This is a genomic window from Candidatus Trichorickettsia mobilis, from assembly GCF_963422225.1.
Lineage (GTDB): Bacteria > Pseudomonadota > Alphaproteobacteria > Rickettsiales > Rickettsiaceae > Trichorickettsia > Trichorickettsia mobilis_B.
Genome location: NZ_OY728607.1, coordinates 797,094 through 813,182 on the forward strand (window position 1 = coordinate 797,094; position 16,089 = coordinate 813,182).

General features: G+C 34.4%; 9 protein-coding genes and 3 pseudogenes. 3 read left to right on the plus strand and 9 right to left on the minus strand.

The window, feature by feature from the left end; translation table 11 throughout:
* The first annotated feature begins 101 nt into the window (after positions 1-101).
* The 3 genes from R2I74_RS03745 (at position 102) to uvrC (ending at position 3,400) form a co-directional block, all read left to right on the plus strand.
* On the plus strand, positions 102-764 hold the full coding sequence (locus R2I74_RS03745; RefSeq protein WP_316354051.1) for a TIM44-like domain-containing protein: 663 nt from the start codon (positions 102-104) through the stop codon (positions 762-764).
* Between the two features lie 347 nt (positions 765-1,111).
* Positions 1,112-1,381, plus strand: coding sequence for a membrane protein insertion efficiency factor YidD (gene yidD / locus R2I74_RS03750; RefSeq protein ID WP_316354053.1), 270 nt, complete (start codon positions 1,112-1,114; stop codon positions 1,379-1,381).
* Positions 1,382-1,402: 21 nt separating this feature from the next.
* A complete protein-coding gene (uvrC, locus tag R2I74_RS03755; protein WP_394355816.1) occupies positions 1,403-3,400 on the plus strand; it encodes an excinuclease ABC subunit UvrC in 1,998 nt (665 codons plus the stop codon).
* A gap of 66 nt (positions 3,401-3,466) precedes the next feature.
* On the opposite strand, the gene R2I74_RS03760 is transcribed toward uvrC, so the two are convergent.
* From R2I74_RS03760 to R2I74_RS03795, 9 genes and pseudogenes are all read right to left on the minus strand, one after another.
* On the minus strand, positions 3,467-3,916 hold the full coding sequence (locus R2I74_RS03760; RefSeq protein ID WP_316354054.1) for a 23S rRNA (pseudouridine(1915)-N(3))-methyltransferase RlmH: 450 nt from the start codon (positions 3,914-3,916) through the stop codon (positions 3,467-3,469).
* A 13-nt stretch (positions 3,917-3,929) separates the two neighbouring features.
* Complete coding sequence (locus tag R2I74_RS03765; RefSeq protein WP_316354056.1) at positions 3,930-5,579, minus strand: transporter substrate-binding domain-containing protein; 1,650 nt, start codon at positions 5,577-5,579, stop codon at positions 3,930-3,932.
* A gap of 171 nt (positions 5,580-5,750) precedes the next feature.
* Positions 5,751-7,100, minus strand: a complete 1,350-nt coding sequence (xseA, locus tag R2I74_RS03770) for an exodeoxyribonuclease VII large subunit (protein WP_316354058.1) — start codon at positions 7,098-7,100, stop codon at positions 5,751-5,753.
* 112 nt (positions 7,101-7,212) lie between these two features.
* Positions 7,213-10,805 (minus strand): annotated as a pseudogene (locus R2I74_RS08270) (TrbL/VirB6 family protein).
* Positions 10,795-11,862: pseudogene (locus tag R2I74_RS08275) on the minus strand (TrbL/VirB6 family protein); the annotation flags it as partial. The pseudogenes R2I74_RS08270 and R2I74_RS08275, both read right to left, overlap by 11 nt.
* A 950-nt stretch (positions 11,863-12,812) precedes the next feature.
* On the minus strand, positions 12,813-13,817 hold the full coding sequence (locus tag R2I74_RS03785; protein ID WP_316353273.1) for an IS701 family transposase: 1,005 nt from the start codon (positions 13,815-13,817) through the stop codon (positions 12,813-12,815).
* 49 nt (positions 13,818-13,866) lie between these two features.
* The gene (locus tag R2I74_RS03790; protein ID WP_316354061.1) at positions 13,867-14,583 is read right to left on the minus strand and encodes a hypothetical protein; all 717 of its coding nucleotides are present in this window, start codon (positions 14,581-14,583) and stop codon (positions 13,867-13,869) included.
* A gap of 290 nt (positions 14,584-14,873) precedes the next feature.
* On the minus strand, positions 14,874-15,056 hold the full coding sequence (locus R2I74_RS08180) for a hypothetical protein (RefSeq protein WP_394355818.1): 183 nt from the start codon (positions 15,054-15,056) through the stop codon (positions 14,874-14,876).
* Positions 15,035-16,084 (minus strand): annotated as a pseudogene (locus R2I74_RS03795) (TrbL/VirB6 family protein); the annotation flags it as partial. The gene R2I74_RS08180 and the pseudogene R2I74_RS03795, both read right to left, overlap by 22 nt.
* Positions 16,085-16,089: the final 5 nt, after the last annotated feature.

Consider the following 16,089-nt stretch of genomic DNA (forward strand, 5'->3'; position numbering starts at 1 on the left):
TATCATGAATTATGTTAGCCACTAATACTTAATGCATAAATATCTTTGCAAGTTTTGAAATTTTGCAATACAATAAACATGTTAATATGGTGATATATAAAATGTCAGTTCAATTACTCGAATTACTGTTTTTTGCCGGTATAGCTTTTTTAATCATAAACAAATTAATTTCTACGCTTGGCACTACATCTGATGACGATCCGGCTAAACGTAATTCTTATTTTGGCGAAAATGCTTCGCTAAAAGATGTTACTAATACCGCAAATACCACGAATGTCGCGGGAAACATAATGAAGCCCAATTTTCTAAAAAAGAAAGTACAAGATACTATTAGCAATCTTCCTGAACTGATTATAATGGATAATGAACAAGCGATAATTCAGGGATTGACTGAATTACGTGATCGTATGCCATCTTTTAACCCCGGTAATTTTCTACGTAATGCAAAATCTGCGTTTAAAATGATCATAGAAGCTGGTGTCAACAATAATACAGCAATGTTGGAAGAGCTTGTTGACAAGAGATATTTGTCACTATTTGCTGATATAGTATCCAGTTATGGCAAAATTCAGGAAACTACTAATCTAGAAGCTAAAATTTCAGAAATTTATATGTTTGGTAATAATGTTTTCATTAAGGTAGTATTTAACGGTACTGAAGTGACCGATAATATCGCGAATTTATATGAAGAATGGACTTTTAGTAAGAGCCTTATTGCTATGAATAATAATTGGTATCTTAATAATATTGAAAGATTACAATAAATTTTATACAAGAGACCTATTTATTACAAACATAGTCGATTTACGGTTTTTTAAATGTACTCGAGTCATTCCCGAACACGCTATAATGTCATCCCGAACTCGTTTCGAGATCTTATGAAGTCCTGAGGAGATCCCGAAACGAGTTTTAGCTATTCCACACAATTTATGTGTGAGCGTTCACGGATTAAAAAATCGTCATTGCGAGGAGTGGAACGACGAAGCAATCCAGTTGAAATTAGCCATTTTCTGGATTGCTTCGTCGTTCCACTCCTCAGCTCAGACGGTGGTTGTAGCTTTGTAAACCTTTGACTTGCGTTCAATCTTAAAAACCCGTGAACACTACACTCATGAAACTAACGCTAATTTATCTTATCAAATTTTATCAGTTCTTTATTTCTCCATGGTTAGGTAAGAATTGTCGTTTTTATCCTTCCTGTTCTGAATACGCAAAAGATGCAATCATGGTACATGGTTGTTACAAAGGTATGTATTTAGTACTATATCGAATTATCAGATGCCAACCATTATGTAATGGTGGCTATGATCCGATACCACCATTACCGTCACTTGATCGAGATAATAGTAACTCAAACAAAAGTAACAGCGAGCCGTTGTAAGTTAAAAAACTCTCTCCTTTTATGAACAATAATGCCAGTATCACAGGTCACAATTTAATCAAATCCTTACTAGATTCTATACCAACTTTACCTGGTATATATAGAATGCTCGATTGCAACCAGCAGATTTTATATATTGGTAAGGCCAAAAATCTTAGAAAACGCCTAGCATATTATACTAAACAGGATCTAACTACTAAAATAACGATCATGATTGCCTTAATAAGTGATATTGAATACACAATTACAGGCTCGGAAGTTGAAGCTCTATTACTTGAAGCTCAATTAATTAAAAAATGGAAGCCCAAATTCAATATTTTACTAAAAGATGACAAGTCATTTCCCTACATAAAATTACGCTTAGATCATGATTATCCACAATTAATAAAATATCGTGGACAAGATTTAACCAATGGTAAATTTTTCGGACCTTTCATTTCTTCCAGTCAAATTGATATAACACTCTCAGAATTACAAAAGATTTTTAAACTAAGATCATGCACAGATAATTTCTATGCTAATAGAAAACGTCCATGCCTGCAATACCAAATTAAACGTTGCTATGCTCCTTGTGTCAATAAAATTTCGGCACCGGATTATGCTGATTTAGTACTCCAGGTTCAAGATTTTTTATGTGGCAAAACTCAATATTTACAACAACGATTGGCACAAAATATGGAAATATTAAGCACCAATCTGGATTTTGAAGCAGCAGCAGAAATCAGAGATAGGATCAAAGCACTAAGTTATATCCAACTTAAATCAGGAGCAAGCATTAGTGAGGATGCTGATGTAATTGCTATTGCAGAGATTCATGGTCATTATTGTATTGCAGTGTTTTTGTACCGAGGCGGCCAAAACTGCGGTAGTAAATCGTATTTTCCATATATTCCTGAGTATAATAGACCTCATTCGAAACTCAGCGAAGAGAGAGGATTTGAAGGAGACACGGAACGCAGATCCGCAGCGCACTTTAGGTTTGTTTCGGATTCGAGTACCGCGTCTTCGTGCAAATCATCCGCAGAAGTAGAGTTTCAAAAGAGGTCTAGTAATAAAGTTGAAGTACTAACAGCTTTCCTCAGTCAATTTTACCATACTCATTCTCCACCAAAAGCAATAATCTTGAGTGACGCTATTCCACAATCAAAATTACTTGTAGAAAGTATTAACAAGTTACACCAAACTAAATCAGCTATTATAATCCCTAAAGGCGGTATTAAACGTGATTTAGTCTTAAATGCCTATACTAATGCACAGCTGGCGCTAGAACAAAATATTCAAAAATCTATCAAACATCAGACAATCTTTGCAGAAATCAGGCAACTATTTGGGTTAAAAATTGTTCCTGATCGTATTGAAGTTTATGACAATAGTCATATTATGGGTGAATTTGCGGTTGGCGCCATGATAGTGGCAACTCCTAATGGTTTTGATAAAAAAGAATATAGATTATTTAATATTTTACAACAGAACTCTGGGGATGCCAAAGCTGGTGATGCCAAAATAGGTGATGACTACCAAATGCTAAGAGAAGTCATGACACGTAGATTAACCAGTCTACGTAAAGATCCCACGAAAACACCAAGCTTAATCATTATCGACGGTGGTAAAGGGCATTTATCAGTTGTCCAAAAGATCATGCACGAATTCAACTTATCTATACCCTTCGTTTGTATGTCTAAAGGTTTGATTAGAAATGCCGGACATGAACAGTTTCACCTACCAAATCAAGAAGCATTTACTTTAGATAATCAGACATCATTAATGAAATATCTTCAAATATTACGTGATGAGGCTCATAATTTTGCAATTATTGCGCATCGAGCCAAACGTTCAAATGCTATTAGAATATCTAAATTAGATGATATCCCTAATATTGGCCAGATAAGAAAAAGAGCTCTACTTAATTATTTTGGTTCATATCAAACTATCTGTGAAGCAACTATTGATCAATTATCACAAGTGCCAGGTATTAATCGCAGAGTGGCAACTACTATATTTAATAATTTACACCTATAGCGTCGGTCAGTTAGGTGATGATAGCTATATCTTCTTATGTTGTTGCATGCTGAAATTTTAATGTGGTTATTTATGATAAGGATGATTAGTTAAAATTGTTTGAGCTCGATAAATTTGTTCAAGCAAAATAATTTTTGCCAATTGGTGAGGAAAAGTCATAGTTGATAAACTAATTTTATTATCTATCGTCTCTAATATTGAAGCATCAAGACCAAAAGCTCCTCCGATAATAAAATCTATACCTTGCATTATCTGGCTATCTATTAAACCAGCAAAATCATAACTCGAAAGGCTTTTGCCATTACTATCCAAAATTATTCTGGATGATTTATGGCGATAACGCTGAGTAATTAATTTTGCTTCAAATTGCTTAATTTGTGTTGCCGGTAATTTTTGTGAATAGGTAATTTCTGCTGAGTTTATTTGCCATTTAATCATTTTCTGATAATCATCAGCAATATGTTGATAATTTTCTGATAATTTCCCTATTGAAATGATATTTATGATTTTACTCATTTACTTTAGGCTATCAGCTTTCAGTATGAAATCTAACATTAGGTATATTCAAATAATGTATTGCAAGTTTGGTGATAAAGGCACCACTGGCAATAAGAATAACCATATATCTGATAGTATCAGGATTTGGATTATGTGCATTCATATCTAGAAATATACTAAACACTAACCCCCATAATATCGCCACTTCAGCATTAAACCCTCCAGAGATACAAGAAATAATCCTATCTTGTCTTAATAAATCTCTTAAAATTCCACCACCATTTGAAGTCAAGAAAGCAAAAAATGGTCCCCATAACTCAACCGGTTCTATCCTCATCATAATTACTACCGAGACTCCAATTACTATCATTGCAGCTTGCCCCATAGCGTCACATACTATTAGTAAATTAGTCCAGAATTTTTGTATAAAATTATCGGCAGCAGAATTATTATTATAATAATTAAGTAATCTTACCGTAGCAAAACCAATAACCACAATAATCAATATATAATACATATATGATGGCGTCAGGATAATACCAACTGTTTCTCGATTTACTATAACATCACGCATAATTCCACCGCCTACTGATGGCAGCATAGCCAGCAAAAAAGTACCAAATAAAGTTAAATTTTCTTTAGCAGCTATCGCAATCCCTGAAATTGCAAAAGCTATGGTACCAATCATACCTACCATATAAAACCACTGCGAATCGATAGTCTGCAGTAATAATACCGGATATACATAATTTTTTACTATATTTTTATATTCAGGACTGATAACAAATTTTTGAATTTCTTGATTAAAATGATCGACTAATTCTAGTGGTACAGTTTGTTTACTAAACATGAAATGAATTGGTGTTTTAATATTTAACTGAAGCTCACGTACTTTATCTCCAGCACCACGGTTTAAAACTATAGCTGCACCAACAACCCGATCAGCCATAAACCCATCAATTTCACCACGTAACAATGCTCGTAATGCCTCTGTATCATTTTCATATTGAAATAATATGTCACTATTTGCGTTATCTGCTATAAATTCATTAATCTTTGCATCAGCATAAATAAAACTTTTAGTTACTCCCAAACGAAAATTTTGCAGTCTTATCTGCGCTAAATACTCTGAAATATTATAAAAAACCAATTTCTTTTCTGTATTCTTTAATACAAACAAAGAATTTTCTTCGAATCTATAAGGAATAGAAAAATATACGAATTGTGATCTTTCCTCAGTATAGGTTGCACCAGCAGCCATATCTCTTTTACCTTCTTTGAGCTCTCTTTGATGCCTGCTCCAAGTAATAGGATCATACTTGATCTCAACACCCACCCGCTCTGATATGGCTTTACCAAGCTCTATATCCATACCTGTTAGTGTATAACCACCAGAAGTAATTCGATTAAACTGATATGGCTCCCATAAATACCAACCATTGGTTAACATTTGTTTGTCAGAAGCATCTATACATTTATCCAAGCTAATGTCCTGGAGAGTAATAGGAGGCTTTGCAGCAACAGAGTACTCTGCACTAGCAATAGCAGTAAAATGCGGTAACATGACGAGGAACAGTGCTACAATTTTAATGTACTTATTAAACAATAGCACTTTCTTATAAACCACTCCTGCAAGAAGTTTAAGGAACACAAATTTCAAGAATTGTCTAATATTGATCATAGTTTATGATTAAATAGAAATTTGCTAAATTACATTATTTAAAGATGCTAGTTATCTCAAAAGCTTATTCAGAGTAGCTAAACAATCAGATTATTGAAATTGCGGACGCAAAACAAACAAAATCACTCTATCGTAAATAAAATAGTTATACTTTTGTTGTTCTCGGCACAATTAATGCAGTTTTTGCACCAAGAGCTCTCCGTCATGAAATTTAACACTAAATTTATCATCAAGAATAGCTTCTTGTCGCGAAGACACTATTTTACCACCATCAGTTTTAATTATAGCAAAACCACGCCTTAACGTATTATTATAATCTAAACTTGACAGTAATTGGGAATTTAAATGCAATTTATAATTATAATTATCAAAAATTTTATTAAACGATCTCGTCAGATTATCATGTAAATTATTTAGCCGTAGTGAACAATAATCAATATAATGCCCGGGGTTTAACCGATCTATAGTTAACTGAGTGATGATACTGGACTTGAATTGCAATAAATTTGGCATGGACTCTACCAGTCTTAAGCCCAGCTCATCAATTTTTTGCGCACCAGTTTCTATATAATATGTAGGATAACGCAGTACCTTAACATAACTTCCAATAACTTGTTGCTGATATTTTAACAACTGAATTACACTATTTAACAGCCTATTATAGTGCACCTTTAAAGTATAATGTAAGTCAGCAGCTACAGGCACAGCAAATTCTGCTGCAGCAGTTGGAGTAGGAGCTCTCTTGTCAGCAGCGAAATCTATAAGAGTGTAATCAGTTTCATGACCTACCGCAGAAATGATAGGGATCTTGGACGCAGCTGTACTTCTTACTACTATTTCCTCATTAAATGACCATAAATCTTCAATTGAGCCGCCACCTCTAGCAACGATAATTAAATCTGGTTTATGCTCATCATCCAGATTATTGAATCCAGAGATCGCTGACGCAATTTCAGCTGCCGAATTTTCTCCCTGTACAGTAACCGGCCAAATAATAATACTCGTCGGAAAACGATTGACAATACGATGAATAATATCTCTAATAACCACACCAGTAATTGAAGTAACAACCGCTATTTTCTTAGGCATGAAAGGCAAAGGCTTTTTATTTTCTGCAGCGAACAATCCTTCTTTTGCCAACTTTTCCTGACGTTGCGTTAAAATCTGCATCCATAAGCCATCTCCAGCAGCGTCAATTTTTTCTATAGATAATTGATAACGTGATTGTCCAGCATATGCAGTAACTTTTCCTGTAGCAATAACTTCCATACCATCTGCAAGCGGAACTTTGAGTCTTGCTAAAGTTGGACGCCAACAAGTACAGCCAAGAACAGCTAAATGATCTTTTAAATTAAAATAAGCATGTCCGGAACTAGCAATTTTTAGCCCAGAAATTTCTCCTCTAATTCTAACTACTCCCAGATTAAGTTCTAGCAATTCCTTAATAATATTTGAAATCTCATTTACTGAGAATTCTTTTAAGGATTGAGAATTTGTTAAACTATTAGCTAACACGATCATACCCTAGGATATAAATTGAATAGGCGAAGGAGATAATAGACCTCTTGCATAACCTATTCTGGTTGGTAATTTTGTTGTCAAATTGAGAGTGTTCAATGAACCATAGTAAATTTTATTTTTTACGCCAGTCATCTATACTCCTAAGTTTTCTAGTCGTAGGCATTTCGTCTGTATTTTTCTTATCCTTAGGTGGATATTCAGGCATATTGCTTTCTTTACGTTGCTGGTTAATTTCATCTACATGCTTGGCAATTTCTTCTGCGATTTGAGTCTTACGTTCTTCAATCTTTTCAAGAATTTGATTGCTATAGCTAAAATTATCAACAGATTTTGTTAAATCTTCTATTTCTTTTTTAGCTTTATGTACGTCTACAGTAATATCTTGATTATAATATTTTTCTAATAATATTGGTAATTCTTCTAGTTTAATATCATCTCGTTTATAATGATCTTTTAACAAATCATATTTTTCCTGAATATTCTCTACAGCTTTCTCATTCATGGCCTCATAATAATCTTCTTTACGTATATACCGATCATTATCTATTAATTCTTGGCGAATTTCATGAGCCCTGTCAATCATCTTCTGTGATTGAGCGTCTGTAGCTTTTTCACGCATAAACTTCTCACCCATTAATACTGGGTCTTCGCCTTCTGCTAATTTATTACGAACATCATATTCAAGTTTTTTCCTGGATAACTCCTGATAATGATTTAACAACTCGGTATTACCAGAAGCCTCAAGTTTTGCTAAATATTCTGGGCGCAGAACATCATCTCCCGCACTTATTGTTGCCTTATCAAGCTGCATTTTAAGTTCTTTATATTCCGTGTCTCGTTGCTGATCTCGCAAAGATTCATTATAAGTTCTAAGTCTAGGATCATTTAAATCAAAATCATGCCATACCGCCCCTACTTCTCCAACTCTATCTTTACCTACAACCGCAGCCATAGCATCTCTCTTTAATCCTTCATATCCTGAAAATAATTTTTCTCCAATACTGCGACGCTTGGCATCTTTTAATTTTTCACGCTCTTCCATACGATTATTAAGTTCTTGCATACTACGCAATGCAGAAAATCGCTTACCAATAAGACCCACTCCACGCTTTGACATTTCCTGATGTGCATTAACATAAGCTTTTTTGAAATCTTCGGTCGCCTTAGCATTAGCAGACAACTCTCTTAATGACTGACCGTCTTCCTGCTTTGTTTTTAACATACTATCTATTTCCTTTTTCTCGTCAGGCTTTAACTCACTATATTTCTTGCCTGGAAATTTCTCTGCTGCAAATTCATTATTAAGATCCTTAAAATTCTTAGTCGCTAACTTTCCTGCTTTTTGCTGTAGTTCTTGCTCATTAAGTTTAGGGTTAGCTTTAGCTAATTGTGCTTTTAAAGCATCTTTATACTCCTGAGGCGCTTCTGCTTTTGCATCCTTCTGCTCCATACCAGTAGTTCTTTTTACTTCAGCGAGTACTGAAGCACTAGCAGATTTTGGATCAAGAGCTTTGTTTGCCAATCTAGCTTTTTGCTTCTCTTCATACAAATCTGCAGCCGCATTAGAAACTCTATCTGGCAATCCTTTTACTGCTTTTGCTGCCTCAGAAACCTTATCAAAAGCTTTATTTACCGCAGGTATCTTCCTTAAAGCCCCTTCAACCTTATCACCAACAAATTTACCAGTAGATTTGACCATTTCGCCTACTCCTTTAGCGCTCTCATGGCCAACACTCTGCACATTCGTTAAATTTCCGGAAGTATTAGACAAGAATTTTGCTACTGATAAACTAAGACCATTAAATTTCTGTAATAAATACACCGCCACAAAAATGAGCAACAACCCATCAAATTGGATAAAATTCCCTTGGAAAAAATTATTAATTCTATCCTCATCCTTAGTGGGATCAAGGAATGGTAAATCTACATACCTCTTTTCAACGCAAGCATAAGCTTCACAAAATGTACCATCATCCTTTTCATAATCCTGAGGCACTGGAATTAGCACTTGATCAGGACGAGGATCAGGCCATTCGCCTGGCTCTGGAAACCACCAATAAAATATCGAATTCCCATGCTAAGATCCAAACTTTCAGTGAAACTACCAAATAAATCTCCTATAGGTCCCAAATTTGGGAAATCATACTTACATACTCTAAACCCCAAAGAAGAATATAATTCTGCTCTAATTATCATTGAAATAAACGCAAGACCGGTAAATAAAATTATTGGTTGCAACGCATATGATATTAGTTGTTTTAGCCAATTTTCAAATAATGAACGAGTAACCTGAAATAACAGGAAGCATATAAAAATAGGCCCCATGGTAATAATCATCCCAATAGCTATTAATGCTGTTAGATAAATTACCGCAGCCTCAAACATCATCATAATCACAAAATATAATGCTATTAAGAATAATATGATGTAAATAAAACCACGCCAATCAATAAAAAGTAAAGACCATAATTTAGCCATAGTCTGAGGAGCGGTCATCAACCCTATCAAACTTGATGATCCTGGTCCGCTCGCCCCAGCTTCTTGAATAATCTGTAATATTTGCTCTACCCCACCAACAAAATAAACGAATAAATAATTGTTAAAAAATGACCAACTATATTCTGCACTTAACAATGCTGAAACAATACTAAATTTCACTACCCTAACTATTAGCTCTGTATGAGTAATATTGATATTACCGGCTAAAAATGATAAAGCCGTAAACATAATATATAAAGATAACATGGCTGCTACAGCCATACGATATCCAGGATTCTTAATGATATTTAGATAGATGTTTCTAATTAGTCCATATTCTTTTTTATTACCATTATCGCTATATACATTAAGCGTAGGATCACTTTGCTTGAGAGACTTACTAATATCTGAATAGCTCTTACGATCTAATCCATAACTAGTACCACTAGTACCAAATAAATTATTTTTTACTAATAAGGTTAAAAATTGAATAGGATCAGGCCTATTATCACTTATACCAGATTTTATTACTACCCTATATTGCCCATTATTATCATCATAAAATTTATCCAAAATCTTAAAAAATAACTGACTATCCGCATATTCCTGTTTTTGATTCCCTGATCCTTGATATTTATAGACAATGCCACCAGCTTTTCTAGTTTTACCAGTCTGACTCACATCATAAAGACTATAGCCAGAAGTAGGTTCTCCTAGATGAAAAGTAATACCTTCTGGAGAACGTTGATCAGAAAAAGAGGCGTTAGGATCAGTGCCTCTCTTAGCAAGCAAAGCATAGAGCCCTACTCCATTTTTAAATAAACAAGGTGCATTGCCAATTCTAGCATCCTTAGTGCTGGTGCACATTTTCCCATTAAAAGTACATTCCTGCAATCTTTCACAAAATTTTGATAAAGTATTAAAGTTAGTGTCCATGCCATACCATGGACCCCAAGCAGATAATTCTGAAGCACGATTCTTATCTTCTCCATATTTCCATGTTTTAACAATCATAGTTAAAGGACGACCATTTACTCGATAACCACTATTAACCCACGGCGCTACCTGATTACCTTGAACCTGTGAATTTAATTCTTCTGGTTTATATCTGGAAGAAACAGTAAATTTTTGAAAACCAAAATCATCTGAATCAATGCAACGATCTCCTGTGCAAGCAGATAAGCACAATATACAAAATAAAATAGAAAAGATTTGATTAATTTTCACCTTTACCACCGCCTTTATCACCGCCTTTTACTGAACTATCTCCATCTCTTGATTGCAGTTTACCAGAATGATTTTTGGGCTTATCATCTCGCGCACCATAATTTTGATCAATTACTTTATCTTTGAATACTGAAGCTGCTCTCTTAACAGTATTGGTAACCGGGCTTACAGCTTTCTTCATATCACCAATGATCGAATCAGTAGGATTAGCTGCTGCCTGCACATTTCCTTCCTGCCGTGCCGGCATTACATTAGTAAGCTGCGAGACCACGATTGTAACATATTCAACTAACCCATATGACATTAAACAATATGAATAAAATAATAATGAAGATGTTACTAATTTCATAAATGAACCACTACCACCAATCACATCGTTTATATTACCAGGCGTTGCTATATTAGTAATATAAAATGGAATACCTTCTAGGAATGGTAGCTTAAATGAAAAACTTAATGGGATCCCTAAATGATTAAGATCAAGACCAATTTCAATCGGAATCAACCAACCCCAACAAGCTTTTGTAACTGCACTAGCTAACTGAGTTGATATAATCTGATCTATAAGCAGGAAAAATATTAATAATATTGTCGGTTGGATCATATAACTAAATAAAGTAGACATCCAATTATTGAATAAGCTTTTAGTTTGCTCAAACAACACAAAAGTAATAAAAAATGGCGCTAATGAAATCATTACTGCTAACCCTACAAATGCCAGACAATAATTAATTATCACCTCAAGCACAGCCCTAAAATATAATAAAATTGAGTAAATAGTCATAATGGCAAAAAACGTTAGACCATTATGAATTTGTAATAATTGGATTAATAATAATCCCCAAATTCTACCATCTGTATATTTATCAAAGATTGGATCAATAAATCCAAAAATATTTCCAGCTGAACTTGATATATCCACAACATTGGCCATCAGATAATCGCTACCATATACGAACATGTTAAATAGATTATCATTAAAAAAGTTCCAACTATTTTCACCAAATAATATAACTATGATACTAATTTTAATTACCCTCATTACAATATCTGTAACTGTAATTTTAGTAGCTCCAGCCAAAAAGAATAAGCCGTATAAAAGTATATATAAAATAAGCATTAACCTAGCAATACGTTGCAAGGTGGCATTAGTAACCAATTTGCTATAAAATTGCTTGGTTAATTTATTAAATTCTTTGCGTAAAGGAGTGATAACTTTTTTATATACAATATCTGAGAACCATTTTGTTCCAGTATAATTGGCAAAATTGACATTAATTGCACCTTGTACTTGAGAATTAGGATTAATAACTCGTAACCATAAATAACCGGCTTGCCCAGCATCAGCTCTAGTGGTCTGGCTAACTCCTGAGCCACTACTTGGAGCAGATAAAGAAGAAGAAATACCATATTCAACTTTTATAGCCGCTTGTTCTTCAAAACTTACACTCTGATCACCATTGCCTATCTCAATCTGCATGGTATATCGACCAAAATATAAAAATCTTGCTGATAGGTCTGCTACTGATTGATTAATGAGAGCAGATTTTAAATTTGATTCTTGCGAGTACGTGTTCCAACTACTCATTAATTGCTGTGCCTTGGTAAACATATCGGAAATTGGCCATGAGGTAAATGTTAAATCACTGGAGTTTTTAGAACTATAATAGATAAAATCTTTATTATTGAAGCTGGAATGCACAAAAATATCTTGCTCTTTTTTCACTACCTGCCCACCAATCTTAATACCCATTCCCCGCCCTTTATCATAAAAACATAGAGATTGCATATTATTAAAATCTGTTCCTAAAGCACAAGAATCTTGAAGATTACTTAACGGTGGTTCATACGGCCTACCCATCAATACATTATATATATTACCACTATTCTTATAGGTTCCATTATTACATATCACTGAACTATTGCCAGTACCTAAAAATTTACACCATATTCCTGCTGGAGCATAAATAATCTTATTATCCATACCAGCACTAACTGTATCAGGACTTACGCAAATCGCACGACAGGGCTCTTTAATTCCTGGATTAAATAGTTCCTTAATAACCCGCTCTTTAGCTGATATACGGTGCTAGAAGCAGCATTTGCAGCTTTTTTCAAACAATTCCAGACCATGATAGCGCAAGCTATATGATTTCTCTGTATTCTTCCTATTCTACATTGGCACTTTTCAATACCGGTGACTTGCTTGACTTCACGATGAAATTCCTCAATCTTCCACCTGAAGCCATACTCTTGTTGTACAGCATCAAGCGAATTTTGAGCCATGTCGTTTGTGACGACATAGTCAGTTCTGTTGGTAGAAACAGTTACTCTGAATAATTTCACTTTATGATCTTTAGGAAATTTATGAATCTTGATAATCTTACCGTTGCTAATATCATCAGTACTCCAATCCAAAGAATCAACTCTACAGTAAGCCTTATTACCGTTGCTATCGTCTACTAAACGATTACTTTTGATAGGACAATAGTAATATTTACCGATAGTTTCTATTTGAAGTAGAATCGAGGTTGTCGCATACCAACTATCCATAAGTACTGTGTTAAATGCAACCTTTTTGCTATAATGAGCATTACGCAGCATTTCTTTAACGTGATCTATTTTAGTTAAACCGTCTTTATCGGGATTGAATATCCTATAATCTATTATCCAAAACTTATTCTCTTCAGGATTAACATAAACACAGGTCACAATACCTATGCCTTTTATTACTTCCTTGGCATTGCCGCTATATTGATACCTGACTTCATCTATATTATTCGAGTAACTTTTATCTAATACGCTATCGTCAAATAGCAACTTGCCGTTAGCGCTGAAGATAATCTCTTCTTTACCGTGTTCCCATATTAATCTTGGTGATAATTTAGCATTCGCTAGATATCTTCTGACCCTGTCGTCGCTTAAACCTTCTACATGATCAGCAAAATTTGTAATAGTATAATTTGTCTGGCTCGATAATAAATACTGACAATAATCTATTCTTGTAGTCATCTTATACTCACAATCTAAATTACATTATACTCCCATAATATCTCGATTCTTATCTAATTTCATTAGTCTTGCGGAAGTCCTGTGTATATACTATTGATAAATACTCTCCTGGATCATCAAAATCACTAGTGAATTTATCAGAATTAGAAAAATACCCTCCTTTATCAATAAGAGTTATATTCACTACATCGCCAGCATATACAGGAATTCTTGATCTACCGTTAAAATTAAAATAATCGCTGTAATCAGTTGTCCTTTGTTGAAACAACATCTCTGGCTTCTTTTGGTATTTGTCTAATTGTCCATTTTTAAACTGATGAAAATCAGAAATATACTGACCTGATTGATAATCGAAGGTTTGAATAAATACTTGCGGCTCAATAAATCTAGGATCTATGCGATACATAACTTTATATTTCCGCGGACGTGTCTCTACCCCCTTAGTACTCCAATCAAACTTTATCATTTTACCGTTTTCAACTTGGCTACCAGTAGGCACCCATTTTCCAGACTCTGACAAGTTAAGAATTTTAGAGCCATAATGAAAATTACTAACTTCAGGAACTTCTAAACAACTTGAGAAGTTACTTGCTAATCCAATTAAACTAAGGGCTAACCAACCAGGAACTGCAAAAACCTTCATTGGTAATAATAAACAAGTGATAAATAAAATTAGCGATCTTATATTAGACCTGAGGATAGAGCTAACTTCACTAAGATTCAGACGCAATGAATTTAAATAGCCTAGGATACTTATGTAATGCATACACATCAAGTTAAGGAAAAAGAGACGATACAAATCGTCATTGCGAAGGCTTTGCCTGAAGCAATCCAGAAAACGAATAACTATAACTGGATTGCTTCGACCATAAATGGTCTCGCAATGACGATTGATGTAGGCTCTTTTCCTTAACTTGTCACATATGCTTGCGTAATGACGGTTGGATTTTATGCCGAGCCTTTGTGCGTGTATGTATAATACGTGCGCAAGGGCAAGACCCCTGAGGATTAAGATTTTTATAGTCTGCTTGATAAAATTACTATTACTTGCCATAACTATTTTTTTGTTTCAACTTTGCCTGATGATGCTGCTCTATCAGCTTTATCAGCAGCGTCTTTATTTTCACTTAAAGCTCCCTTTCTCTTAGCTCCTCGTTCCTCAGCATCTTTCTTATATCCATCTCTACTTTCCTGGTCTAACCCAACTTTCTTTAGCGCCCAATTTTCTTTAGCGCCCAATTTTCTATTGAGCCAGACATTGCATTACCAGCACTCGTTGCAGAAGGTCCAGCAGTACCAGTTAATTTTACCACCATCTTACTTGATAACTCTGCATAGCCATACATACAATAAGCAATAATAACCAACGCTATCATGTGCTGTAAATTTATGCCCATTGACCCAGAGCGATGATCAAATCCCCAAGGCGCAAACCAGTTGATACAAAATAATTCAACATCCGCAAAAGCAGGACTAAAGCCAGGAATGTTAGGAAATGGTAATTTTATTGGCAAAGCACATTTCCAACAAACACTATAGCCAACAGCAAAATCCAGATAAATTGTAAATAATTGAGTAAGAATAATGATCCCAGCCATCAGCACTACCGGCTCTACCATATATCTGAAAGTAAACCTGACCCAATTATCAAATAGGTATTTGGTAAAGTCAAATAACATAAAAGTAAGAAATAACGGTGCAAGACCTATTAATACCGCCACCGATAAAAACGCCATCATATAAATAGCAATCGCTCTAAAAGTCGTAATAATTAAAATAGCTAATGCAATAACTACAATGATAAAATATAACATTCCGCTAATACCCATGCCAATTAAAGCCAATAATTGAGCAAAAAAGGTTTGGGTAAAAAATATCTTACTCATCAATGCATCCATAAACATAAATGGATTTGTTATCTTATCACTAGTGGAAAACATACTAAATCCACTCATACTTGAAATTATTGAATCAGAGAACCCAGTAACAAAATCAAATACATAATTATTGAAAAAATCAAAAGTCTTATGACTCATTAACCCTGACACGAAAGCGATCTTAACCACCCGCGTTACTAAATCTAACTGACTAATCTGAACCATCCCCAATAAAAACATCATCCCGTATACCATGATATACAAGCTTAACACACCCTTAATATAAGTGAAAAAACTAATACATGATGAATATTCACTGGCGCCACCATCATAACAAGTCATGTTTTTAAAGACCTGTATTGACGCAGATTTGATCATATCTTTCATTAGACCTC